Source organism: Hyphococcus sp., assembly GCF_965228385.1.
GTDB lineage: Bacteria > Pseudomonadota > Alphaproteobacteria > Caulobacterales > Parvularculaceae > Hyphococcus.
This window is the reverse complement of the sequence record NZ_OZ245810.1, coordinates 2,543,300-2,567,983: the sequence shown is the minus strand read 5'-3', so window position 1 is coordinate 2,567,983 and position 24,684 is coordinate 2,543,300. Positions and strand designations below refer to the sequence as shown.

Below are 24,684 nucleotides of genomic sequence, written 5' to 3'. Positions count from 1 at the left end.
AAGCGGCTTTCGGCGGGTTTCGCCGCCGCTGACCGGACCCCGCGCCGAAGCGCTGGCGGGTTAAACAATTCTTGGCGGAGATACTCTATAGCGTGCGTGTTGCAAGTGCCGGGATCAGGGGCTAGACACCCCATTTCTTGCCGGCGCGGCAAGACTTTCGGGCGGTTGACCAGCGCCCGTCGCGGAGAGGTGCCGGAGTGGTCGAACGGGGCGGTCTCGAAAACCGTTGAGCACGCAAGTGTTCCGAGGGTTCGAATCCCTCTCTCTCCGCCAGCAATTACCACCACTCAAATAGTTGATTCTGCTCAACAACTTTCATTTGGCTATTTACCTGCGGGGTTCCGCTACTATGCTGCGGCGCGGCAATGATTGCAGTATAAGGAGCGATTGTGACGATCAAGAACACATCCGGAGATTTAACCGCTGAATCGCTCATTGAGACGTTCAAGGCGCTCGAAGATGAGCGCCGGCAAGACCCGCACCTTAACCCGGTCGCGCGTCTTGCGTCGGAATTGTTTATGGCGCTTGAGCGCGGCGACATCACGATCGGCGCTGCGGCGGCCGTGGTTCAGGAATTGAACGATCGCGCATTTGAAGCGCGTACTTGCGCTTTTCATAAACGACGCGCCGACGGCGCTGTTGACCTGGATGCGCTTTTGAACGGGCTAGCAGAGCGCGGATTTGAGGCTTTTCGCTCCGCTGCAGAGGACGCGAAAAACGGCCTTGTGTTTACGGCGCACCCGACATTCGCGCTCGGCGCGGCGCGTCGTGATTTGATGGCGGACTATCCGGTTGATGGCGCCGACAACGAGAAACAGGCGTGGCGCGGCAAACTCAAAGCGCTCAATGAAAACGCCGGCGATGAAATTACATTGCGTTACGAACATGGCGAAGCCAAGAAAGCGATTGTGAACGCGCAAGACGCCATGCGCGCCCTGAACGAAGCGATAATTTGCGTTGCGCGCGAACGTTTTCCCAAACGCTGGACGACGTTAAAGCTCAATCCGGTAAGTGTGGCGAGTTGGGTTGGTTATGACCTTGACGGGCGTACGGATATCCATTGGGGCGAAACCATCCGTATTCGGATTTCTGAAAAAGCGGCGCAATTGCGCCGTTATGTTTTACAAATAGATAAAATCCGAACGCAAAATACGGACGAAACATTATCCGAACTGCATAAGGAGCTGGACGAAGCCGCAGCGCTTGCCGAGCGCCAGGCGGAGGCTTTCGCAGGCGACCTTGACGACGCCGATACGGTTGTGAAGGCGGCGAACCTTCTGACTGAAGACGCTCCTGGCCGTCTGATAAGTCTTTCCGGCGCTATCGAGACAATTACATCGCTGATCGAAACCGAAGATGGCGGGGATGACAAGATCGCCTTGATACTATTGCGCGCCGATATGTGCGCCTATGGCCTGGGGCTTTCGCGTATCCATTTGCGCGTCAACGCCGCTCAGGTTCGTTCGGCTTTGCGCGCTGACTTCGGGCTCGATCCGGATACGGGGTTTCTGGGCCGGTCAGCACTCGATATTGCAGCAAAAAAGGCGACATCGACAAAGGCGAAGCCGATAAACTTTGCATCGGTTTTTCTGGAGAAAATGACAGCGCGCCGGCAGTTCATGTTGTGCGCGCAAATCCTCAAACATATCGATGGGGACGCCCCGATCCGGTACCTGATCGCTGAATGCGAAGCGCCGGCGACCGTGATGGGCGCCGTTTACCTGGCTCGCCATTATGGCGTTGATCATAAGCTGGATATTTCGCCGTTGTTTGAATCGCCGCAGGCGCTGGAGCGCGGCGGACGGTTTATTGAGAGACTGCTCAGCGAATCCGGATTTAAGGAGTATATCACAGCGCGCGGGCGCATCTGCATCCAGCTTGGTTTTTCCGACTCCGGCCGGTTTATGGGACAGTGCGCTGCTAATCTCGCGACCGAAAGGCTGCATGTTTTATTTGCTCGCGCGCTTGCGGATGCGGGACTGAACGAAGTTGAAGCCCTGATTTTCAATACTCATGGCGAATCCATGGGGCGGGGCGCACATTCAGGCTCTTTCACGGAACGTTTAAACCACTTAACGGCGCCGTGGGTGCGATCGCTGTTTGCTGAAAAAAACATTCCGTTAAGTACGGAATGTAGCTTTCAGGGCGGCGAGGGGTACCTGCATTTTCAGACGCAGGAACTTGCCTCGCAAACGATCGAAATGTTATGGGCGCGAACGCTTGAAGACTTTTCATCGAAAGCGGTGGACTGTTTCTACGCGGACATCAATTATTCATGGGACTTTTATCGCGGCCTGAAGTCCTGGCAGGAAGATCTCTTCCGGCGTCATGATTATCGCCGCGCGCTTTCCGGCTTCGCGTTGCAGTTTTTATATAAAACCGGATCGCGGCAGACGAAGCGCGCCCGCGGCGAGGGATTTGATTTGAGCGCGCTGCGCGCCATCCCGCATAACGCGATTCTGCAGCAGCTTGGCGCTCCCGTTAATGTGTCTGGCGGCTTTGGCAGTGCTGCAGGCCAGGAAGCCGAACGGCTTGTGGATCATATCAGTTGTTCTCGCAGAATGAGAGAATTAACGGCGCTGGCCGCGCATGCGCGTCGTCTCACCAATGTGTCCGTTCTGCGCGCTTACGCTCAGATTTTTTCGCCGTCTTTCTGGTCCGAGCTTTCAGTCGCCGCCGGCGCAGGTCACGCGGCTGATGCGTATGAGAATGTACAGGCCGCCCTCGAGGATGGCGCGACCTCGATAGCATTTAATCAGTTAACGGATTTTATTGCGCAGGATATGCGCCGTTTCGATGATTTGCTTTCCAAGGGAATCGTTCCCGAAGATTCGTTACCGGTACAGCAAGCTGAACTCAGTGTATTGCACGCAATTCGCCAGGCGCTTATGGCGAAAGCGGTTTCGGTCGTCGCCAGCGTGCCGCCTTTCTCGCGCCGGCATGATTTGGACAATGAAGATTTGATAGAACTTGCTTTTGATTGGAAACTGGATGAAGCGATTATGATGATCGGCCGAATTTTTCCCAAGAAAAGTGAGGCCGGAGAAGCCTTCAAGGGTTTGAGGGAGCCTGTGCAGGATTCAGTTTTTGAAGGCGGCGCCTATCCTGAAATTCACCGGGATTTTGTGGCGCCGCTAAGTGAAATCGCCGGTTTGTCGCGCAAGCTCAGCCAGGCCATCAGCAACCATTACGGCGCGTTCGGATAGAGATGGCCGCTTAATCTTTTTCAAGCGCGTCGAAAAAATGTTTCCGGCAGAGCGGGACATATTTGTCATTGCCGCCGATATCGATTTTTTCGCCAACACGCACTGCGTTGCCCTGCGGATCAATGCGCAAATTCATTGTCGCTTTGCGTCCGCATTTGCAGATTGTTTTCAATTCGCGAATCTCATCTGCGAGCGCAAAAAGACTGGCGCTGCCTTCGAACAGGTCGCCGCGAAAATCGGTGCGTAGTCCATAGCAGATGACAGGGATATTGAGTCTGTCGACGATCTGTGAAAGTTGACGAACCTGCTCTGCGCTTAGAAATTGCGCTTCGTCTAGAAAAACACACGCCGCTTTCGTGTCTTGTGTTTCCTGTTTCACGACATCAAACAGGTTGGTTGCGCTGTCGAACAGATGAGCATGACGCCGCAGGCCGATGCGCGAGGCAATCACGCCTTCTTCCGTTCTATTGTCAAGCTTGGCCGTGAACTCGATCGTCCGCATACCGCGTTCACGATAGTTGAAGCTAGCCTGAAGCAGCGCGGTGGATTTGCCGGCATTCATGGCTGCGTAATTGAAATAGAGTTTTGCCAATGTTAAAAACTTTCCGGCAGCGCGCTTTCATACTCAAATTCAATTGCGCCCGACATGATGATATGGTTGTCATGCTCACGCCATTCTACGCCCAGATCGCCGCCGTCCAGCGTAACAGTCGCCTTGCGCGCGGTCAGGCGCCTGCGATGAGCGGCGACCGTAGCGGCGCACGCCGCCGTGCCGCATGCTTTTGTAATGCCCGCGCCGCGCTCCCAGACGCGCAGCCTTATTGCGTGTTTGCTTGTGACTTGCGCAACAGACACGTTAACCCGCTCGGGAAAGAGCGGGTGATGCTCTATCATCGGCCCGAAACGGTCCAGCGCTTGCGACTCTGCGTCCTCAACAAAAAAAATGCAGTGCGGATTTCCTACATTAACGGCTGATGGCCCCCACAGTACGGGGTTGTCTATGGGACCGAGTTTGACGTCCACAAAGCGGGTGTCATCCATCTGTTCAGCGAGCGGAATATCACGCCAGTGAAACCGGGGCTCGCCCATATCAATTGCAATACGGTTTTCGCCAATGCGCAAAGCGTACAGTTCTCCGCCACCCGTCATAAATCTGGCGTTGCCTTCGCCCGTTTCATTCATTAACAGCCAGCCGACACAGCGTGCGGCGTTGCCGCAGGCGCCAACTTCATTTCCGTCTGCGTTCCATACACCCATGAAAACGCCGTCGTATCCTTTGCGGTTTTCAATCGTAATGACCTGATCGCAACCAGGACCCGTTTTGTTATCGGCGATAATGCGCACAGTCTCCGCATCAATTGCAGCCGGCTTGTTGCGGAGATCAAAAATTGCGAACTCGTTACCAAGTCCATTCATTTTAAGGTACTTATAGCCGGCAAGAGATGACATCGTTCAGGACAGGTTTTTCGACTTTTTTTTAAAAGTGATCATTCAACGCTTTGGTGCGGCGGGCTTTCGCCGCGTCGCTAATCACGTGATCGGTTTTTTCCCAATAGTGTGGTTTTGTGATAGCTTGCCACATGCCTTTATACGCAGCGACTGATGTTAGCAACCAGTAAACGGGCGTCAACAATCCGTACATAGAAAGGTCGCTGCGGTTTCGCTTGATCGGGGCAAGGGCCATCATCGCGATGAAGAAGATGTTGCCAAAAGCGAGCGCCGCCAGATTTATCTGCATGAGGGGCGAAGGAAACATCTGTTCGATGAGCGGCGCTTTCACAAATATCCACATGAGAAACAACGCCCACATAACAGGATTGATCAACGCGCTGAAAAGATTGCCCGCCACAAACATTTGGACGGCGAAGAATCCTTTCCAGCCGGTTGTTTCAATGATTCTGTGGGGCTTGCGCATATGTACGAGCCAAGTCTGTAAGTATCCTTTCATCCATCGCGAACGCTGGCGTATCCAATTGTTGACCTGGCAATTTGCTTCTTCATACGTTGTTGAATCAAGCACTTCGACGCGATAACCAAGCCGCGACAGCCGAAGGCCAAGGTCGGCGTCTTCGGTTACATTGAATGGATCCCAGCCGCCTACATTTTCCAGAATGTCAGTTCGAAAAAAATTTGAGGTGCCGCCGAGCGGTATCGGCGCATCCATGCGCTGCAGTGCTGGCAATAGCCAATCGAACCATAGTGAATATTCCAATGTGAACAATCGCGTCAGCCAGTTGTCGTTTGCATTATAATAATTCAAGCGCGCTTGCACGCATGCGAGCTGACCGTCTGCGCCGTTGAAGGCTGCGGCGGCCTTTTTTAGTTGTTCGCGTTCGGGCAAGTCCTCGGCGTCGTAAATGACGATTAAGTCGCCGCGCGCAAGGTAGAGGCCGTAATTGCACGCTTTCGGTTTTGTCTTTGGCGTATTGTGGGGCGTGATGACAAACTGATAACGATCATGAAGACCGAGCCGTCGCGCTTCTGTGATTGTATCAATATCATCATCTTCGAGAAGAAGTTTTACGTCTTTTTTTGATTCGGGATAATCAAGATTATCAATCGCCTGTATCAATGTCGGTAACGATTGAGCATCGCGATAAAGAGGTAATAATATAGAAATAATGGGCAACGCATCATCATCGATTACAATCGGTGAATCGCTCCTCACTGGCTCGTTACGACTCAAGATAATCAGATATACACGGAAGAAAATAGCAGCCAGAAAAAAAAGCGTAATGGCTGCATTCAACGTGATAAGCGTGGCGATCGGGCTGGCATAGAATGTAAAAGTTAAAATCAGCAATGACAGCGTTAGGAAAAAAACATGCGCGAAGGAGAGCAGTCTGTAGGCGGAGTCGGCCGGTCTTTCGGATTTTAGTTTCTGTGTCGCAGCATAAGCGATTTCCCGCTCAAAGCGTTTATAAATATAATAGTTGAATTCGCTATTCTGCACGAAGTAATTGTCATGCAAAGGGAAAGGCTTGCCGTTAGCTTCACCCGCAGCCTCCCGGGTAACGATAGTCTCGTTTATCAGGCGACCACGCCGTTTCTCAGAAAGACGCCGCCAGGGCGTTCGCCCGTTTTTTAAATAGCGTCTGATTTGAGCGAAGTCCTGCAGCGTTTCATCAGGCGGCGCGACTATGCTTGCAGCACGCAGATCAGGAGACATATCAGTCCCGCCCGTCAAAACGAGCTCCAGACGCCAATGAAATAAGTGCGCCCAAGCTCCAGATTGCGGCCTGCTATTTCTTCGGACACACCCGCCTGCACGGCCCACTTTGAAGAAAAGCGAAAAACGATTGACGGCTGCACTTTAACGACATCGAAATCGGCGCCATTGTCGCGTTCGTTTCGCAGCGAAAAAGTTGAAAATCCTTCAAGCAGAAAAAGCAACCGGCTGGAAGGTTCTACGCCTATTGTCGCCTGAGACTTGATCTGATCGGCGGCGTCGCCCCATCGCTTGCGATAACCGGTTTCGATTGCGGTGAAAACTTTGATTGGCGCGCGTATCAAGTTGCGTCCGTACAGCGCGGCGAGTTCCGTATCAAATTTATCGCTTTGCAGAATTGTGCGCGCGCCGGATTGAAAGCGCGCCGGTTTTGCGGCGGCGATTCTTACGGAACCTGCATGCGTATTGTTTCTTAGGAACTGATATTGGGCGAACGCTTCGATTTCGGAAAAGCCGTTCGCCGTATCCACATCAGGCCCACGCGTAAACCAGGTGGTTCCATAAAGCGCCTTGCCGCCCAGCGTGATGTTCTCAGTTAGCCCGAATTCTACATAGGTATTGGATTCAAACCGGTCAAAGCGTGAATCGATGACGCCTTGCGGTGTTTCAAAAGAATCCAGTTCCGTTCGAAAATACTCGCCGCGAGAGATGACGAGCAACTCGCCGCCGGGGCGCGCCCAGGGGGATGCGCCGGCGCTGGCCAGCATCGCTGCGATCACAGCGATGACTGACAGCGTAATTCTGCAAGCCGGTAGAAACAGCGCCCCCGCCCCCTCGCAAGCCTTTCTGGTCTTGATGAGGAGACTATTTCAGAAAAAATTCGCCTGTTCCAGTGCGAACAAATGTTACCGCTGTTTTTTAACAGCCGCAACATTTGTTCAGTCATCGCACTATTTTACGCCGCCAGTTTGCGGATCACATAATGCAGAATACCCCCATGACGGAAGTAATCGAGTTCATCCGCCGTATCGATACGCACCAGCGCTTCGATCTTTTTTTCATCACCGTTGGCGAACTTGATAATAACCGGAAGCGTTGAACGCGGTTCGATGCCGTCCACGCCTTCAATGGTAATGTCTTCATCGCCGCTGAGGTTCAACTCTTCCCAGCCGTCGCCGTCTTTAAATTGTAGCGGTAAGACGCCCATGCCGATCAGGTTCGAGCGGTGAATGCGTTCAAAGCTTTTGGCGATGACGGCGCGCACGCCCAGAAGTATCGTGCCTTTCGCCGCCCAGTCGCGCGACGAACCCGTGCCGTATTGCTCACCGGCGATAACCACGAGCGGCGTTCCCGTTTCCTTGTATTTCATCGCGGCGTCATAGATCGGCATCTCTTCGCCAGACGGCGTATATTTCGTTACGCCGCCTTCCGTACCCGGAAGCATCTGGTTCTTTATACGGATATTAGCGAAGGTGCCGCGCATCATGACATCGTGATTGCCGCGTCGCGAGCCGTAGGAATTAAACTCTTCAACCGGCACCTGGTGCGATTTCAGATAGTCGCCGGCCGGGCTGTCTTCCTTGATGGCCCCGGCGGGCGAGATGTGGTCGGTCGTGATCGACTCCCCGAAAAGAGCGAGAATCCGGGCGCTGTTAATCGGTTCAACGGCCTTCGGCTCTTTTGTCATGCCTTCGAAATAGGGCGGGTTCGCAACATAGGTCGAGGATGGCCACTGGTAAGTCTGGCCGTCGCCGACATCGATGGAGCGCCATTTGTCGTCGCCCTTGAAAACATCCGCGTAACGCGTTGCGAACATTTTCGCCGTCACATGTTCGCGCACGACTTCAGCGATTTCCTTGTTCGACGGCCAGATGTCTTTCAGAAAAACATCTGCCCCGTCCTTGTCCTGACCCAAGGGATCAGTCGTCAGGTTGATATTCATCGAGCCGGCGAGGGCGTAAGCGACGACAAGCGGCGGCGAGGCGAGGTAGTTCGCGCGAACGTCTTGACTGACGCGGCCCTCGAAATTCCGGTTGCCGGAAAGTACGGAAGCGACAGCCAGATCGTGTTCGTTGACCGCGTCTGAAATGGCGGGCGGAAGCGGTCCGGAATTGCCAATACACGTTGTGCAGCCATAACCGACGAGATTGAAACCCAACGCATCGAGATCATCGGTGAGCTCAGCGGCGTCAAGATAGTCTGTAACCACCTGGCTGCCGGGCGCCAGCGACGTTTTCACCCAGGGTTTCACCGCCAGTCCTTTGGCTCGGGCGTTGCGCGCCACCAGGCCGGCGGCGATCAGCACGGATGGGTTTGATGTGTTCGTACACGACGTAATTGCGGCGATGGTCACGTCGCCATGACCAAGATCGAAATCTTCGCCCTTGACCGGAACACGTTTGCCGGCTTCGGACGCTTTGCCGTATTCCTTGTCGAGTGCATTCGCGAAACCTTCCGGCGCTTGCGACAGCAATACGCGATCCTGCGGCCGTTTCGGACCGGCGAGAGACGGCACGACGCTGGCCAGATCGAGTTCAAGCGTATCGGTGAACACCGGATCGGGCGTCTCCTTATCGCGCCACATGCCTTGCGCTTTGGCATAGGCTTCTACGAGCGCGATGCGGTCTTCGTTCCGTCCCGTCGCTTTCAGGTAACGCAGCGTTTCATTGTCGATCGGGAAAAAGCCGCAGGTCGCGCCGTATTCCGGCGCCATATTGGCGATTGTCGCCTGATCTTCCAGCGCCAGATGGTCGAGACCGGGACCGAAGAACTCAACGAATTTGCCGACAACGCCTTTTTTACGCAGCATTTCCGTAACAGTCAGCACAAGATCGGTCGCGGTCGCGCCTTCCGGCAGTTTGCCGGTCATTTTAAAACCGATGACTTCCGGGATCAGCATGGAAACAGGCTGGCCGAGCATCGCCGCTTCCGCCTCAATGCCGCCGACGCCCCAGCCCAGAACAGAAAGGCCGTTGACCATGGTCGTGTGGCTGTCCGTGCCGACAAGCGTGTCCGGGTAGGCGTAGGTCTCGCCTTTATACTCCGCCGTCCAGATTGTCTGCGCGAGATATTCCAGATTGACCTGATGGCAGATACCGGTGCCGGGCGGCACCACGCGGAAATTATCGAATGCGCCCTGGCCCCATTTCAGAAACTTGTAACGCTCGCCGTTTCTTTCATATTCGCGGTCGACGTTTTTTTCGAAGGAATCCGGCCCGCCGAAATAGTCCACCATCACGGAATGGTCGATGACAAGATCGACCGGCGCCAGCGGGTTAATCTTTTCCGGATCTTCGCCAAGTTTTTTCATGGCGTCGCGCATGGCGGCGAGGTCGACAACGGCGGGAACGCCGGTGAAATCCTGCATCAATACCCGCGCCGGGCGATAGGCGATTTCGCGCGTTGATTTTCCTTCTTTCAGCCAATCCGCGAAGGCCTTGATATCGTCGGTTGAAACGGAGCGATCATCTTCAAAGCGAAGCAGGTTTTCCAGAAGGACTTTCAGGGAAAACGGCAGCCGGGAAATGTCGCCGATCTGTTTGGCGGCTTCATCGAGGCTGTAATAAGCGTAGCTCGCGCCGCCGGCGTTCAGCGTCTTTTTAGTCTTCAGTGAATCGCTTCCGGGTATCATCTCGCTCCTCCGGTATGAAAAAAATCCGTGAAATTCCGGGCTGTTATGGCGCATGGGCCCATGGCATGCAATTCATCTTCTTGTCGCGCTCGCGACAAATTTCGAACTATGGTATGGGATCGCCATTGACCGCAATAAACTGCCGCGCCGCGTGAAAGTAGGGAGCCTAGATTTTGATGTTTCGTTTGACCTTACCTGTTGTTCTCTCCGTCTTTTCCGGCTTCGCCGCCGCCGGCCTGCCGGTTTTCGGCGCCGCCGCGCAGCAGCCCGAGGCGAAAGCGACCTTCCGCGACTGGAGTGTTTTCGTACGCGAGTCCGACGGCCAGAAAATCTGTTTCGCCGCCACCGAAGCGGCCGACAAATCGCCGAAATCGGCCAATCACGGCGATGTCTTCTTCCTGATCGCGACCTGGGCGTCCGGCGCCGCGACAGAACAGCCGAGTTTGATGACGGGTTATGCGTTGAACACAAAACCGGAACCCTCGCTCCGGATCGGTTCCGATAAATGGGATATGTATGTTTCCGACAATGAGGCGTTTATCGAAGAATCGGCTGAAGAAGAACGCCTTGTTCGCGCCATGCGCAGAGGCGCGGATATGCGGGTCAGCGCGCTTTCCCAGCGCGGCACGGCGACAAGCTATGTGATTTCCCTGCGCGGCGTTTCCGCGGCGCTGGATCGCGCCGCCGAGGAGTGCCAATAGGCCGCTGCGTCTATTGCGCCGCTTTAAAGTTATACAATCCTGATTTCTCGCGCCGTCTGCGCCGCTTGATTGCTGGCGTACAGCCGATTGTTGTGCAACTTTTAGAAAATTTTTGTACAACCTATGCATACGGACAAAACTCTCCGGTTGTCGCGCACCCACGTTTCGCGAAGGTTCATGACGCAAAGAGCGCCACTACAATAACGAAAGGCATTATAAGGCCGCCGGGAGCCCCGTGGATATCTATCCACCAACACTGGGAAATATGGAAGAATTCATCAGATAGGATGTAAAATTTTGAAGCGGGCTCGCTTTTAACGCGAAAGTTTCTCATCCGACGGAACAAACTTCTCGCGCATGGTGACGAGTTCTTCGGCGATCGTCGGGTGCAGCGCCACCGTATCGTCGAAATCTTTCTTTTTGAGACCGGCTTTCACGGCGATGGCGATACATTGAATCATTTCCGGCGCGTCTTCGCCGACAATGTGACAGCCAAGCACGCGATCGGTGTCGCCGTCGACAACAAGCTTCATCATCACGCGCTCTTCCGAGCCGGTCAGCATGTGCTTCATGGCGCGGAAATTTGTTTTGTAGATATCCACATTGTCAAATTCATGGCGCGCGTCCTGCTCCGAATAGCCGACCGTGCCAACCGGCGGCTGGGAGAAGACCGCTTTCGGGATGAAGCGATAATCCGTCTGTGTAGGGTTGTCATTATAATACGTCTCGGCGAACGCCGCGCCTTCGCGAATGGCCACCGGGGTCAGGTTGACGCGGTCCGTCACGTCGCCGACGGCGAAAATGTTGTCTACGGATGATTGAGAGTTTTCGTTGACTTTGACGGCGCCGTTCTTGTCGAGTTCAACGCCGGCCTCTTCCAGGCCCAGCCCCCTGGTCGTGGGTTTGCGGCCCACGGCCCAGAAGACGAGATTCGTTTCGATTGTATCGCCGCCGGAAAGGTGAACGCGTTTTTTCTCTCCATCCGTTTTTTCAATTTTCTCGAAAATATTCTGCGTGACGACGCGAATGCCCTGTCTTTGAAGTTCCGCGTGCAACTGGACGGATATGTCGGCGTCGAAATGCCGTAAGATATCTTCGCCGCGATAGACAAGGCAGACGTCGCAGCCAAGACCCTTGAAAATACAGGCGAACTCGATGGCGATATAGCCGCCCCCGGCGACAACAACATGACCGGGCAGGCTGTCGAGGTGAAACGCCTCGTTCGAGGTGACGCCGAGGTCGTGACCGGGCACTGTCTCGTCGGTCCAGGGCGCGCCGCCCGTCGCGATAAGGATGCGTTCGGCTGTGACGTCGCGATCTTCGGCTTCGAGATGGACAGTATGGGGATCTTTTAGTGTGGCGCGGGTCTGAAAAATATCCGCGCCGGCGTTTTTCAGATTGCGGATATAGATGCCGTTCAGGCGGTCGATTTCATTGTCTTTGTTTTCAATCAGCGCCTTCCAGTCGAATGAAACATTATCCGCCGACCAGCCATACCCCCTGGCGTGGTGATATCCATGGCCGTATTCACTGGCGTAAACGAGAAACTTTTTCGGCACGCAGCCGCGGATAACGCAGGTGCCGCCGACGCGGTATTCTTCCGCGACGCCGACTTTTGCGCCGTAACTCGCCGCCAGGCGCGATGCGCGAACGCCGCCCGAGCCTGCGCCGATGGTGAAAAGATCGTAGTCGTACTTTGTCATGTCCTGCTCTTATTTTTCTGGCGCCGGCGGCGCGCTTTCCGGAACGAAACCAATGCCTGTTGCAAAGCGCTTATCATTGAACTCAAGCACTTCCAGCTGAAAAGTGTTCAAAAACTCGCGATAGATGGCGTCGAATACCGGTTCGAGCTTTTCTTCGTAGTCGAGCGGTATACGGATCAGCGGCTGGCGGGCCACAAACACGTCGAACGTGTCGCCGGTGACTTCGACCGAAAGCGCGGTTCTCAGCCATAAAGACCCTGAGTCCTCGAAATTTTTCACCGTCAGCGCAACGCCGAAAATGATCGGCTCCAACACGATGACCTCGCGGTGGCTGTAGCTGAAGGCGGCTTCGCCGTAATCCTTTGTCGGATCGAAAGGGCCCGCCGGCGGCGCCGCCTTGACGCATTCGGAAGCGCATTCCAGATATCCGGGAAATCCCGCCAGTACGGCTTCGGCGAAACCCTTGCTGCGGAGCAGGTTTTCAAACGCCGCCGCGCCGTAGGTCTTGATCGCTTCTTGAAGGTTTTCAAATCGCGTTTGCGTCATACTCACTCGCGGGTCCCTTGAGTTTTGCTGAAAGCTCTCTTCGCCGGGAACGCTAGCGCACGGATCAGGGAAGCGCAAAAGTCCTGTAGCGTTATGTTCTCGGCGCCGCCGTCGATACGCCGTCGTCCGAACCATAAATGATCATGTCCGCCATGCCGCAAAACAGGCCGTTTTCCAGAACGCCGGGAATGTCGTTCAGCGCTTTTTCCAGCACGCCCGGGTTTTCAATCCGCTCGAGCGCGCAATCGACAATGAGATTGCCGCCATCCGTTTTCACCGAAACGCCGTCTGACGCGCGTATGGCGAGTTTTGCTTGAGAAAATCCATGCTCATCAAGCACGCGCCGCATGGCCGCCACCGTGAGCGCCCAGGCGTAAGGCGATATCTCGACGGGCAAGGGGAATGCGCCGAGCGCCGTCACCCGTTTTGATTTGTCGGCGATAACGATGAACTTTCTGGCGGCATGCGCGATTATTTTTTCGCGCAGCAAAGCCGCGCCGCCCCCCTTGATGAGATTGAGGCCGGGGTCGGCCTCATCGGCGCCGTCCACCGCCAGATCGATCACGGTTGTTTCATCCGGTTCGATAATTTCAATCCCTAAAAGCGCCGCCTGCCGGCGTGTCGTTTCGGATGTCGGCACGCCTTTCAGCGGCCAGCCTTCGGCGACGCGCGCCCCGGCGATATCGACGAAATGCGCAGCCGTTGAACCGGTGCCAAGACCCAGCACCATGCCCCGCTCGAGATATTTCGCCGCTTCTTCCGCAGCAAGGCGTTTGCCAATATCCTGATCCATCTGCGTTCCTACTGCTTTTTTGTCTCGTGTGATTTTCTGAACCGCGACGCCCATCCCTTGATGACCGATTGGCGCGCGCGCGCCACGCCAAGCGCATCGGCTTCCACGTCTTTTGTGATGACCGAGCCGGAGCCCACATACGCGCCGTCTTCTATCGTAACGGGCGCCACAAGCGCTGAATTCGAACCGATAAAGGCGCCCTTGCCGATGCGGGTTATGTGTTTGCGGTATCCGTCATAGTTGCAGGTGATCGTCCCGGCGCCGATATTCGCCTCCGCGCCGATCTCAGCGTCGCCGATGTAGCTGAGATGGCTTACCTTGGCGCCGGCCCCGATGCTGGCTTTTTTGATCTCGACAAAATTGCCGACTTTTGCGCCCGTCATCACGTCGGCGCCCGGTCGCAGCCGCGCAAACGGACCGATATCGGTCTTTGGACCTATTTGCGCGCCTTCAATATGGCAGAAGGGTTTAATATTGACGCCGTCCGCGATGACGACGCCCGGCCCGAAAACCACATGCTGTCCGATAACAACATCTTTGCCGAGCACGGTGTCGTAAGAAAAAAAGACCGTTGAAGGGTCAGCGAGCGTCGCGCCGTTCTCCATGGCCTGAATTCTCATTCGCGATTGGAAAACCGCTTCAGCTTCTGCAAGCTCCACGCGCGAATTCACGCCCATGACTTCGCTGGGGCTTGCTTCTATAACGGCGCATGTTTTGGCGTCGCTTCGCGCCAGGGCGACGATATCGGTGAGGTAGTACTCGCTCTTGGCGTTATCGTTACTAATATCTTTCAGGCGGGCCTGTAAAAATCGCGCGTCGATCGCCATGACGCCGGAATTGCACAAACTGATTTCAAGTTCTTCGGGCGTTGCGTCTTTTGCTTCGACAATAGCCGCGAGAGAGTTGTCGCTATCGAGTTTTAGCCGTCCGTAAGCTTCGGGATCTTCAGGCCGGAAGCCGAGAACGGCGACGCTCGCCCCGTCGCGGATTTTTTCCGCAAGCGCATTGAGCGTGCCGGGTCTGACGAGCGGGGTGTCGGCGTAAAGAATAAGCGCAACGCCATCGAAATCTGTAATTAACGGCAAGGCCTGAGCCACCGCATGCGCCGTTCCCTGCGGCGGGGCCTGGACGGCGGTTTTAACGCGCGGATCGAGCGATTGCGCAAACGCGCCGACCTGCGGCGCATGATCTCCAATGACGACGGAAATACTTGCCGGGTCAGTGGCGTTTGCAGCGTCAATCACGTGCGCGATCATGGCGCGCCCGCCGATTTCGTGCATGACTTTGGGCGTTTGCGACTTCATGCGCGTGCCATGCCCGGCGGCCAGGATTATCGCGGCGATGGAAGGTTTCGTCATTATGTTTCAGTTCTGTTCTGGAGGCGCGTGGACGGCGTCTACCATATTTGCGGTAAAGCAGACTATGTTTTACGGCAAATCTTTAAAGCGTCTTAGCGGTCCACAGAAGCGGGGGTGAAATGAGAGTACGGGTAGGTTTATGACAAGCCGCGATGGCGAATTTTCAGGCGCTTGCCTGTTATTTGATCTCGACGGCACGCTCGTCGATACGGCGGAGGATCTGGCGGCGTCGATGAATTTCGCCTTGTCTGAAGCGGGTCTCGATCCGGCGCCGGGTAAAGACGTCCGTCATCTGGTCGGGCACGGCGCAAGGCGCATGCTCATGCGCGGTTACGAATTATCGGCCGGGCGCGACGCCAGCGACGAAGAACTCGACCGGGCGCTGGAATTATTTCTCGATCATTACCAGCATAACATTGCGGTTCATTCACGCCCATTTGAGGGCGTTGTCGCGCTTATAGAAAATCTGCGGCGGCGCGGCGCGCAAATGGCGATCTGCACGAACAAGCGCGAAGCCATGGCGCGGTTGCTGTTGGAAACGCTGGAGATTGCGGCGTTGTTTGACTGTGTTGTGGGCGCAGACACCGCACCGGCGCCGAAACCCGATCCCGCCCCGGTGCTGTTATGCCTTGAGAAAACCAATGCGAGCAGAGCGGTTTTTATCGGCGACAGCGATACGGATATTCGCGCAGCGGCGGCGGCGGGCCTGCCGTGCTATGTGGCCGATTTCGGATACGGCCCAGTTACGCAGCCGGAAAACGCCGCCGCAATGTTTTCACAATACGCCGATTTACAGCCTGTTATTGAACAGTCGCTGCGCGGCTAACGCGCTTCTGCGGCGCCGAATTTCGTCGGCATGCCGTTGATCATATTGCTTCTGATGTCGGTGCGCGCGGAACGCATGGTTGAAACAAAGCCTTCGTCTTTTGTTTCCACCACCACGTCAAAGCCGCGTTTACGCCAAAAGTCCTGAATTTTTGCTGCAAGACGGCTGGCGCCGTCGCGATTGCACAGGTCAGTCATCGATTACCCCGAATTAGCCTATGAACGTTTCCACCGGGCGAAGAATATAAGACAATCTGATTTTTTCAAGCACAAAACTGATTTTTTTACACCGGGACGTTTACCTGAAAAATTCGTTATATTTTCACAACATAACCCGTTCTCAGCACACGTTTTGTTCTCTGCTGCAGAATTTTATAGCGCGATCTATCAGATAAATATAAGTTTATCGTATAGTTTCGGGAGGAAGATTTGGAATCGTCATTCGCCATCGCCGCCCGGTCCATCGGTGACCGTATTCGCCAGGCGCGCAAAGCAAAAGGGCTCAGCCAGTCAGATCTCGCCTTACGCGTAGGCGTCAGTCAGCCGGCCATCGCAAACTGGGAAAGCGGCATACACGATCCGCGACGATTAACGCTCGCCAAGCTGGCGGACGCGCTGGGGGCGCCGCTGGATTGGCTCGCCGCCGGCGATCGCTCGATGACGGAGAGCGATAAACACGCCGCCGCAGCCTATATCCGAAGACCGGTCCGGCATGTGCCGGTGATAAGTCTGCGCACGGCGACGCTGATCGCCAAAGACCCGTCAATCGACCCGCATGCTTTTGCGGAAGACTATCTTCCGGTCACGCTCGGCGCATCGAAACTGTTTGCCGTTTTTATAAATGATGCGGCGGTCAACCAAGCGTTCCTGCCCGATACAGTGGTCATCGTCGACTACGATGATCGCGCGCCGGAAGATGGAGACTTTTGTCTGGCGCAGGTTGGCGATGCGCCAATGTTGCGCCGTTACCGGGCTTCTCCGGCGCGCCTTGAACCGGCGTCAAACGAGCGGGACTTCCCAAGCACGATCATGTCGGGCGCCGTAAAAATCATCGGTTGTGTTCGGGTTTCTATTCGCATTCACTAGGCAAGGCGCATTGCGCGCCTCGCTACGCCGCCTTCTCATAGGTTTTCATGAGCGCCGGCAATTCCGCATGCGCCGTGCGAAACTCCAATACGACAATCTTGCACAAGGCTGACAGGGACTCGATTGAAGCATCGGCGCGCGCTTCGGCTTCGAGATTCCCGCAGGCTGCGCCTAAATTCCGTGCGCCGACATTAACGCTCATTGATTTTAGGGCGTGCGCGGCCCTGGCAATCTTTTCGCTGTTTCTTGACTTCAGGCTTTCGATAAGGGTGCGCATGGCGTCGCGTGAATGTTCATTAAACAAGGTCAGCGCGCGAAGAGGCAGATTGGAGCCCGCCGACTGCATTTCGGCGATCTGCTGCAAAACGGATTGATCGAATGAATGCTGCTGCGGTTTTTCTTCACGCGCCGCTGTCTTTGGTTTTTCCAGTCCCGGCGCCGCGGATTCCGGGGCGAGTTTCAAAAACCCGGCCAGCATTGCGGCAAGCGAATCCAGCGTAAACGGTTTGGTCAGATATTCATCCATGCCCGCCTCGCGCCAGCGGTCCTGTTTATCTGAGACATGCGCAGTCAACGCGATGATCGGCGTGCGCGCGCGTCCGGCCTGTTTTTCGAGCGCGCGGATAGCCTGCGTGGCCTCGAAGCCATCCATTTCCGGCATCGAGCAGTCCATCAGGATGAGATCGTAATGACGTGCCTGCGCGTGATGCACGGCTTCGCGTCCGTCTTTGGCGAGCGTGACCTTCAGGTTGAGCCGCTTCAACGCTTCGTGCACGACTTCACGGTTTACCGCACTGTCGTCAGCGGCGAGTATATGCTGACCTGTAAAGGCGACCTGGGACGGCGCGTCGCTGAGCTCTTCCTGCAGCGCCGCCATCCCGCGCATCTTGTCGTCCAGGATGCGGTCAATCTGTTCCATCACATCCTTGCGCGACAGGGGCGCCATCAGCAGGTCTTCTACAACCCCGCTTTCGAGCAGGCCCTCAGGCCGGTCATCGCCAAGCTCGCAAACACAGATCCGCGCGGGAATCCACTGTGCGTTACCCTTGCTGATCGCTTCCTGATAGGCTTCAAAAAATTCAACCGAGGCGAATATCATATCAGCGTAAGCGATATGCGGCCCGAAATTTTCGCTGGCGCTGACGACAGAAGGAATGATCCCCGTTTCGCGGACATACTGCGCCAGCATTTTCGGCGTCGCGTCCCCATCGATGGCAACGAGCGCACGTTTTTCCTCCTGCACGCGCCGAATGGCTGCGGGCGGCTTTAGGGCCGTTACGGGAATTGTGAAGAAAAAGCGTGACCCTTTATTCGGCTTGCTGGTCAGCCCAATCTGTCCGCGCATGGCTTCGATAAGCCGTCTGCTGATAGCGAGGCCGAGACCGGTGCCGCCAAACTTTCTGGTTGTCGTCTGATCGGCCTGGGAGAAGGCTTCGAATATCGCCGCCTGTTTGTCCTGCTCAATGCCGACGCCCGTGTCTGTGACGGAAAACTCGATGATGCAGTTTGCGCCGTCGCCCGCGCCCTCTTGTTTTTTGCGTTTAACTGCGACCGTAACGTGGCCGTTTTCGGTGAATTTCAAAGCGTTATTGACGAGGTTGGAGAGAACCTGATTGATCCGCACCGGATCGCCTTCAATTTCTTCGGGCGTGTCCGGCGCCACATAAGCCGCGAGATCGATGCCTTTTTCCGCCGCGCGCTCCCAGAACAGGCTGACAACATCATCAACGATGACCGCAGGCTGGATAGCAATTGTCTCAAGCTCAAGCCGGCCTGCTTCAATCTTGGAAAAGTCGAGAATGTCGTTGATGATAGCGAGAAGGCTCTGACCCGATTTTGCGATGACTTCTGCGTATCGTTTTTGTTGCGGCGCCAGTCTCGCCTTGCTCAACAGGTCAGCCATCGCCAGCATGCCGTTCATGGGCGTGCGAATTTCGTGGCTCATGGTGGCGAGGAAATCAGACTTGGCCATATTCGCGGCTTCCGCCGACTCTTTGGCGAGACGCAATTCCGAGGTTCGCATTTCCACCGTTTGCGTCAGGTTGCGCTGATGGGCCTGCAGCTTGCTGTCGCGCTCCTGAATGTGATCGAGCATGGTGTTAAACGTATCGACAAGCTGCGCTGTTTCATCATCGCCGGTTTTTGCGGCGCGCGTGCTGAAGTCTCCCTGTTCGCGCACCCGTCCCATGACGCGCGCCAGTGAAAGGATCGGCTCCGTGATTGCGCGCTGCATCTTCAAGGCGATCAGCACGCCGATGCCGCCGGCGAAAATTGCGGCCACCAGCGCGTCGTACAGCAGCAATCCAATTCGGTCAGATAGCGAGCCTGTATCGGCGTAAAGCGTCAGGGCGCCGACCGTCTCGCCGCCGCGAACGATGTCCACCGACGTCGAGGTGGAGCTGGACATAAGCATGTCGAGCGCGGAATGCTCTGGAAACAGCCTTGCGTCGTCATCTGTGACCAGTGCGGTGGCGCTGCCCAGCTCGACAAACGGCGCGCCGTCAGGGCCGTCCACGCGGACATACTCAATCGAGGAAATATAGGAAATGGCCTTCAGCGCATTGAGGGTCGAAGATTTATCCTTGTTGTTGACATGTTCCGAAATCGCCGAGGCGAATACGTTGGCGGAGGCAAAAAGCTCGGCGCGTTTTGCATCCCCATACTGCGCCATTTCACGCCAGACGGATGACGCGGTCACGATGGCGACCGCGCCAAAAATCGCGACAACGACAAGCGTCGTAAGACGGCTGCGTAATGATTTTTTCTGCCCGGTCATCCGCCGCATCTGAACAAGTAAACAAAACTTTATTAGAACTATGGACGCAATTGTTTGAAATTTGATTTCACTCCCTGCGCTGGAAAGCCCCTGTTAATCAAATTTGTCTTTATTCTGTTCTGCGGGCCGGCCTGACAATCGGCCTGTAAGCGGGAGAATTCTGAATTGACGAACGCTGCGACCATCGTACTTGCCGACGACGATCCCGTGATGCGGGAACTGGCGGGCGCGAAGCTGGCTGAGGCCGGATATGCCGTTGTTTCCGCCGAAAACGGCCGTGAGGCGCTGACGCTTCTCAAGCAGCGGGATATTGACCTTGTCGTTTCCGATCTGGACATGCCCGTGATGAACGGGTTCGAGTTAACCAGCGCCATTCGCAGCGATCCGTCCATCAGCGCCATTCCCGTCATGGTGATCACCGCCAGCGATCAGAGCGATGCGGTGGACCGGGCCTTTGCGGCCGGAGCGACGTCTTTTCTGGCCAAACCGATCAACTGGTCATTGTTCAACCATGCCGTGAAATTCGTGCTGCGGGCGAGCGAAGACCGCAAGGCGTTGCAGGCCGCGCGCGATCAGGCGGAGGCGGGGGCGAGATTTAAAGACAGCCTGATGTCCGTGATGAGCCATGAGCTGCGCACGCCCCTCAATGCAATTATCGGATTCGGGCAGATTATCGGCGAGCAGTTCAAACAGAATAATGATCCCGTTCACCAGGAATATTCGGCGTATATCATCGACAGCGGTAAACGTCTTTTGAGTTCGGTCTCCGATATGCTGCTGGCCTCCGACGCGCGGTCAGGCCCGATTACGATCAATGAAGCGGACGTATGCTTGAACGCGCTTATCGACGACGCGGTTGCCGAGATGAAAAATACCTTGAACCTGGCGGGCGCAGCGCTGGAATCACGGCCGGCCGATCAGGACATAGAGGTGACGTGCGACCGGACGCTTGTCAGCCGCGCCATTCGAAAACTCATCGATAACGCCGTTAAATTTTCCTCCAAAAACGCCAAGATTTTCGTCGGCGCGACGCTGACGCGCGGCGGCGCGGTGGTCATCATCGTCAAAGACAACGGGCCGGGCATTGAAGCGGATAAGCTGGCTCAGGTTTGCGCGCCGTTTGCACAACTCGATATGTCCATACGCCGCTCCCGCGAGGGACTTGGGCTCGGCTTGCCGCTTGTGCAGGCGATAGCGGCGGCGCATCAGGGAAGCTTCAGGCTCGATTCCAAAGTGGGCGCCGGCACAAAGGCAATTTTTTCCCTGCCGGCGAGCCGTGTCCGCGCAATTCCCACAGCGGCGTCGCGCAACCTCTCGCAAGGTAAAGTCGCCTGAGCGCCGACGCGGCAAACCGCCAGCCGCCGCCATCACTCGGCGTCCATTATGCGAGCGTAAATTACCACGGCGGCAAGAGGGGCGGGCCCGCCGTTTTTCGTTAACCGATTATTGATCTATCACGCTCATTTTTAAGCAACGCCAAAGTTTAGTGTGCGGCGCAGCAATTCTGATGTAGCGTAAAGTTTGTTGTAATTTTGTAACGCAGCGCAACGGAGCGCAGCTTCGCCTCAACCTTGTACTGGACGCAAGCGAAGGTGTGAGCAAATAGTGAAGTCGAAAGTTCGGCCGATTTTCCCAACGGCCGGCAAATCACCAGCCCCGATCAGGGAGGGGCAAATTCAGGGGTCTAATATGACACAAAACAACTCAAACCGCACGTTGACAAAATTGCTTTTGTCGGGCGTTGCGGCATGCGCTTTCAGCGCCGGAAACGTTGCGGCGCAATCTGACACGATCGTCGTTACAGCCACAAAGCGCCCGCAAACCCTTCAGGAAGTGCCGATTGCGGTGAGCGTTGTCGATGCGGAGGTGATTGAAAAGGCGCAGGTGCAAGATCTTCTCGATCTGCAATTTTCGGTTCCTTCCCTGCGCGTGACGCAATTGCAGAATTCCTCGCAGACGAATTTCGTCATTCGCGGGTTCGGCAACGGTGCGAATAACCCCGGAATTGAATCATCGGTCGGCGTTTTTATTGACGGTGTTTACCGTTCACGCTCGGCGGCGGCGATCCTCGACCTTCCTACGCTTGAGCGGGTTGAGATTTTGCGCGGTCCACAGTCTACCCTGTTCGGTAAAAACGTGTCCGCCGGCGCCATCAGTATCACGACGAAATCGCCTGAATATGAACTTGGCGGCAGCGTCGAGGCGTCTTACGGCAACTATGATCAAATTCTGTTTGCGGGAACGCTTACAGGCCCCATCAGCGAGACGCTCGCATTTCGCGTATCGGGCAGCATTAACCAGCGTGACGGCTATTATACGAATATCGTCACCGGCGACGACACGAACGAACGCAGCCGCTGGTCTACGCGCGCAGAATTGTTGTTCGAGCCTACGGAAACGCTCTCGTTCCGTTTGATCGGCGACTATAATAAAATTGACGAAGAATGCTGCGGCGCGATCCAGCTTCTGAACGGTCCGGCGACACAAGCCATTGGCGCTCCTGCGCCATTCGGCCTCGGTTTGACCATCGATCCCGCGGGCGACACAAACTATGATGTTGCGTTTAACACCGCACCGTCAAACGAGCTTGTGGGCAAGGGCGTTTCCTTGCAGGCGGACTGGGATCTCGGCTTTGCGCAATTAACCTCGATCACCGCATATCGCGAACAAAGCGACGACAGCGCGACCGACGCCGATTTCAGCGCAGCGGACATCGTTTTGAACCCGCAATCCCGGGATTATGAAACCTTCACACAGGAAATTCGCCTGGCTTCAACTGGCGATAATACGCTGGACTGGCTGATTGGCGCATTTTTCTTTGATGAAGAAGTGTTCCTGAGCCGCGATGTCATTTCCGGCGTGCATACGCGCGCCTATCTTGACGGCGTTCTCGCCATGGGCGGCATCTCAGGTCTGGAAAGCGCATTGATGCTTCCGCCGGGAACATTCCTGCAGCCAGGCGGCGGTTATTTCGGCGATTATTATCTCGATAACCAGTCCTATTCTCTTTTCGGTCAGGTAGACCTGCATTTGACGGATCGCCTGACGCTTTCCGGCGGCGTTGCCTATATCAACGACGAAAAGGATTACCGGTTCGATGAGGTCAACAATGAGCCATTCTACAATGTTGACCTTGTACAGGTCGGCTTCGGCGGCGCATTCCAGACTCTGACGGGTCAGCCGCCAACGCCGATGAACCTCGCAAATCCGATGTTCGCCGGCGCAGTCGCCGCAGCGTCGGCGATCAGCACCACGCCATGTTCGCCGATGAATCCGCCGCCAGCCTGTAACTCAGCGCTAGCGCTAGCGCCGCTGCAGTTCCTGCCTGTTCCCGTGCCGGTGCCGAACCCGGCCGACCCGCTGGATGACGGCCGGCTGTCGGATGACGAAATCACATACGCGGCGCGGATCACATACGACTGGACTGACAGTTTCAGCACGTACTTCTCATACTCAACCGGTTGGAAAGCTGGCGCTGTGAACATGTCTTCCGACTCGCGTCCGCCTGACCCGGTTACCGGATTTGGCCGCGAAGCCAATCCGGAAGACGTTGAACTCTTTGAGATCGGCCTGAAAGCAAGTTTCGACCGTGGATACTTCAACGTGGCGCTGTTCGACCAGACCATCGATGGCTTCCAGTCCAACCTGTTCATCGGCACAGGCTTTGTGCTTGCGAATGCTGAAGAGCAATCGGTTCGCGGTTTTGAAATTGACGCGGCGTATTCTCCGGTTGATCCGCTCGCCTTCACTTTGGGCGTGACCTATCTGGATCCGGAATACGACTCGTTTTCGAACGCCCCTTGCTCCACCTTTGCAGGCGTGACGATTCCTGCTTGCGCCGCCGGCGCCGCCACGTTCGACGCGTCCGGCTTCCGGCCCGCCGGCATCCATCCGTGGAGCGTTTCAACGTCTGCGACGTATACGCATAATTTCGCGGATACGCTCGAGGGCTATCTTCGCGCCGAATATCTTTTCGAGAGTTCGACGCAGGTTGTCGATAACGTTGCCGCAGCGGTAGCCTCTCGCGAAGTCAACGTGCTGAATGTCAGCGCGGGTCTTGAGTGGGAAAACGGCTTTGAAGTGATGGGATGGGTTCGCAACGCGACGGACGACCAGTATCTCCTGAGTGCGTTTCCGACGGTTATTCAGCCGGGCAGCTTCTCCGGCTATCTCAATCCGCCGCGCACTTATGGCGTAACAGTACGCAAGTCTTTCTAACGCCGGACGCGTAGAAGGGGATGAAAACGGGCGGTCTTCGGACCGCCTGTTTTTTTATGTCCGTAAAATTCAAAGCTTTTTTGTAAGCGGATGAGAATGCCTGTTCCTGCAAAGTTAAGGCGCAATGAATGAGAGCGGGGCGGGCGCGATGGCGTTTGGCGGGAAACAAAATCAGGCGGCGTTCGCGATCAGCGCGGACAGGCTGTCAAGCCTGGCAGGCGGCGTCAGCGCCGCGCAGGCTGTAACAGCGTCAGGCGGCAATGTCGTAGCGGAGCGGCCGGCGACTCTCGAACCCGATCTCAGCCGCATGCGTCCGCGCGGCATCGACGAAACGCCCGAAGAACGAAAAAAAAGACTAGCCGCCAAATCGGTCAATTTCACCGCGACGTTCATCGCACGGTTGCTGATTATGGGCGCGCTCGGAAACTTCGCATATGACGTCTACCAATTGACAGGAACGGTGCACCGCGGCGTCGCTGTCGGCATGTTCGTCATGCTTGCTGATCTCGGCCGCGTAGGGCTGAAAGTCATGGAGCCCGGCACAAAATAGCCGGCCCGCGCAACGAAAAACCATTCGCCGCACAATCGCCCCCTTTCAGCGACATGCGTTATAGATAACCCTTGTCCCGGCGCCGGGCCGCCCCATTTCCACCACCAAAGCCGCACCCAATG

General features: G+C 55.8%; 18 protein-coding genes and 1 tRNA gene. 8 read left to right on the top strand and 11 right to left on the bottom strand.

Going from position 1 to position 24,684, the window contains the following annotated elements:
* The first annotated feature begins 183 nt into the window (after positions 1 to 183).
* A tRNA-Ser gene (locus ACQK2Q_RS11975) sits at positions 184 to 273 on the top strand.
* 116 nt (positions 274 to 389) lie between these two features.
* Entirely contained in the window at positions 390 to 3,206 is a 2,817-nt protein-coding gene (locus ACQK2Q_RS11970) for a phosphoenolpyruvate carboxylase (protein WP_425409973.1), read from the top strand.
* A gap of 10 nt (positions 3,207 to 3,216) precedes the next feature.
* On the opposite strand, the gene ACQK2Q_RS11965 is transcribed toward ACQK2Q_RS11970, so the two are convergent.
* From ACQK2Q_RS11965 to acnA, 5 genes are all read right to left on the bottom strand, one after another.
* On the bottom strand, positions 3,217 to 3,798 hold the full coding sequence (locus ACQK2Q_RS11965; RefSeq protein ID WP_425409972.1) for a thymidine kinase: 582 nt from the start codon (positions 3,796 to 3,798) through the stop codon (positions 3,217 to 3,219).
* A 2-nt stretch (positions 3,799 to 3,800) separates the two neighbouring features.
* Entirely contained in the window at positions 3,801 to 4,622 is an 822-nt protein-coding gene (dapF, locus tag ACQK2Q_RS11960; RefSeq protein ID WP_425409971.1) for a diaminopimelate epimerase, read from the bottom strand.
* 61 nt (positions 4,623 to 4,683) lie between these two features.
* A complete protein-coding gene (locus tag ACQK2Q_RS11955) occupies positions 4,684 to 6,483 on the bottom strand; it encodes a glycosyltransferase family 2 protein (protein WP_425409970.1) in 1,800 nt (599 codons plus the stop codon).
* Positions 6,390 to 7,142, bottom strand: coding sequence for a hypothetical protein (locus ACQK2Q_RS11950; RefSeq protein ID WP_425409969.1), 753 nt, complete (start codon positions 7,140 to 7,142; stop codon positions 6,390 to 6,392). Before ACQK2Q_RS11950 ends, ACQK2Q_RS11955 begins: the two co-directional genes overlap by 94 nt.
* Before the next feature lie 188 nt (positions 7,143 to 7,330).
* Positions 7,331 to 10,006, bottom strand: coding sequence for an aconitate hydratase AcnA (gene acnA, locus ACQK2Q_RS11945; protein WP_425409968.1), 2,676 nt, complete (start codon positions 10,004 to 10,006; stop codon positions 7,331 to 7,333).
* Between the two features lie 176 nt (positions 10,007 to 10,182).
* Here acnA and ACQK2Q_RS11940 point away from each other — a divergent pair, with 176 nt between their 5' ends.
* Positions 10,183 to 10,707, top strand: a complete 525-nt coding sequence (locus ACQK2Q_RS11940) for an invasion associated locus B family protein (protein ID WP_425409967.1) — start codon at positions 10,183 to 10,185, stop codon at positions 10,705 to 10,707.
* A gap of 314 nt (positions 10,708 to 11,021) precedes the next feature.
* On the opposite strand, the gene gor is transcribed toward ACQK2Q_RS11940, so the two are convergent.
* From gor to glmU, 4 genes are all read right to left on the bottom strand, one after another.
* Complete coding sequence (gene gor / locus ACQK2Q_RS11935; RefSeq protein ID WP_425409966.1) at positions 11,022 to 12,410, bottom strand: glutathione-disulfide reductase; 1,389 nt, start codon at positions 12,408 to 12,410, stop codon at positions 11,022 to 11,024.
* 9 nt (positions 12,411 to 12,419) lie between these two features.
* Entirely contained in the window at positions 12,420 to 12,962 is a 543-nt protein-coding gene (locus ACQK2Q_RS11930; protein WP_425409965.1) for a hypothetical protein, read from the bottom strand.
* 85 nt (positions 12,963 to 13,047) lie between these two features.
* Entirely contained in the window at positions 13,048 to 13,749 is a 702-nt protein-coding gene (rpiA, locus tag ACQK2Q_RS11925; RefSeq protein ID WP_425409964.1) for a ribose-5-phosphate isomerase RpiA, read from the bottom strand.
* Positions 13,750 to 13,757: 8 nt separating this feature from the next.
* On the bottom strand, positions 13,758 to 15,107 hold the full coding sequence (gene glmU, locus ACQK2Q_RS11920; protein ID WP_425409963.1) for a bifunctional UDP-N-acetylglucosamine diphosphorylase/glucosamine-1-phosphate N-acetyltransferase GlmU: 1,350 nt from the start codon (positions 15,105 to 15,107) through the stop codon (positions 13,758 to 13,760).
* Between the two features lie 139 nt (positions 15,108 to 15,246).
* Here glmU and ACQK2Q_RS11915 point away from each other — a divergent pair, with 139 nt between their 5' ends.
* Positions 15,247 to 15,933, top strand: coding sequence for an HAD-IA family hydrolase (locus ACQK2Q_RS11915; RefSeq protein WP_425409962.1), 687 nt, complete (start codon positions 15,247 to 15,249; stop codon positions 15,931 to 15,933).
* On the opposite strand, the gene ACQK2Q_RS11910 is transcribed toward ACQK2Q_RS11915, so the two are convergent.
* On the bottom strand, positions 15,930 to 16,130 hold the full coding sequence (locus ACQK2Q_RS11910) for a hypothetical protein (RefSeq protein WP_425409961.1): 201 nt from the start codon (positions 16,128 to 16,130) through the stop codon (positions 15,930 to 15,932). The genes ACQK2Q_RS11915 and ACQK2Q_RS11910 overlap by 4 nt on opposite strands.
* Before the next feature lie 231 nt (positions 16,131 to 16,361).
* Between ACQK2Q_RS11910 and ACQK2Q_RS11905 the strand changes: the two genes are divergently transcribed.
* A complete protein-coding gene (locus ACQK2Q_RS11905) occupies positions 16,362 to 17,018 on the top strand; it encodes a helix-turn-helix domain-containing protein (protein ID WP_425409960.1) in 657 nt (218 codons plus the stop codon).
* 22 nt (positions 17,019 to 17,040) lie between these two features.
* Here the strand turns inward: ACQK2Q_RS11905 and ACQK2Q_RS11900 are convergent, their stop codons facing one another.
* The gene (locus ACQK2Q_RS11900) at positions 17,041 to 19,794 is read right to left on the bottom strand and encodes an ATP-binding protein (RefSeq protein WP_425409959.1); all 2,754 of its coding nucleotides are present in this window, start codon (positions 19,792 to 19,794) and stop codon (positions 17,041 to 17,043) included.
* A 165-nt stretch (positions 19,795 to 19,959) separates the two neighbouring features.
* On the opposite strand from ACQK2Q_RS11900, the gene ACQK2Q_RS11895 reads away from it, so the two are divergent.
* The 3 genes from ACQK2Q_RS11895 to ACQK2Q_RS11885 all read left to right on the top strand — a co-directional run bounded on the left by ACQK2Q_RS11895 (position 19,960) and on the right by ACQK2Q_RS11885 (position 24,562).
* The gene (locus tag ACQK2Q_RS11895; protein ID WP_425409958.1) at positions 19,960 to 21,129 is read left to right on the top strand and encodes a hybrid sensor histidine kinase/response regulator; all 1,170 of its coding nucleotides are present in this window, start codon (positions 19,960 to 19,962) and stop codon (positions 21,127 to 21,129) included.
* A gap of 354 nt (positions 21,130 to 21,483) precedes the next feature.
* Entirely contained in the window at positions 21,484 to 24,012 is a 2,529-nt protein-coding gene (locus tag ACQK2Q_RS11890; RefSeq protein ID WP_425409957.1) for a TonB-dependent receptor, read from the top strand.
* A 124-nt stretch (positions 24,013 to 24,136) separates the two neighbouring features.
* Positions 24,137 to 24,562 (top strand): hypothetical protein, encoded by a 426-nt coding sequence (locus ACQK2Q_RS11885; protein ID WP_425409956.1) that lies wholly within the window; start codon positions 24,137 to 24,139, stop codon positions 24,560 to 24,562.
* Positions 24,563 to 24,684: the final 122 nt, after the last annotated feature.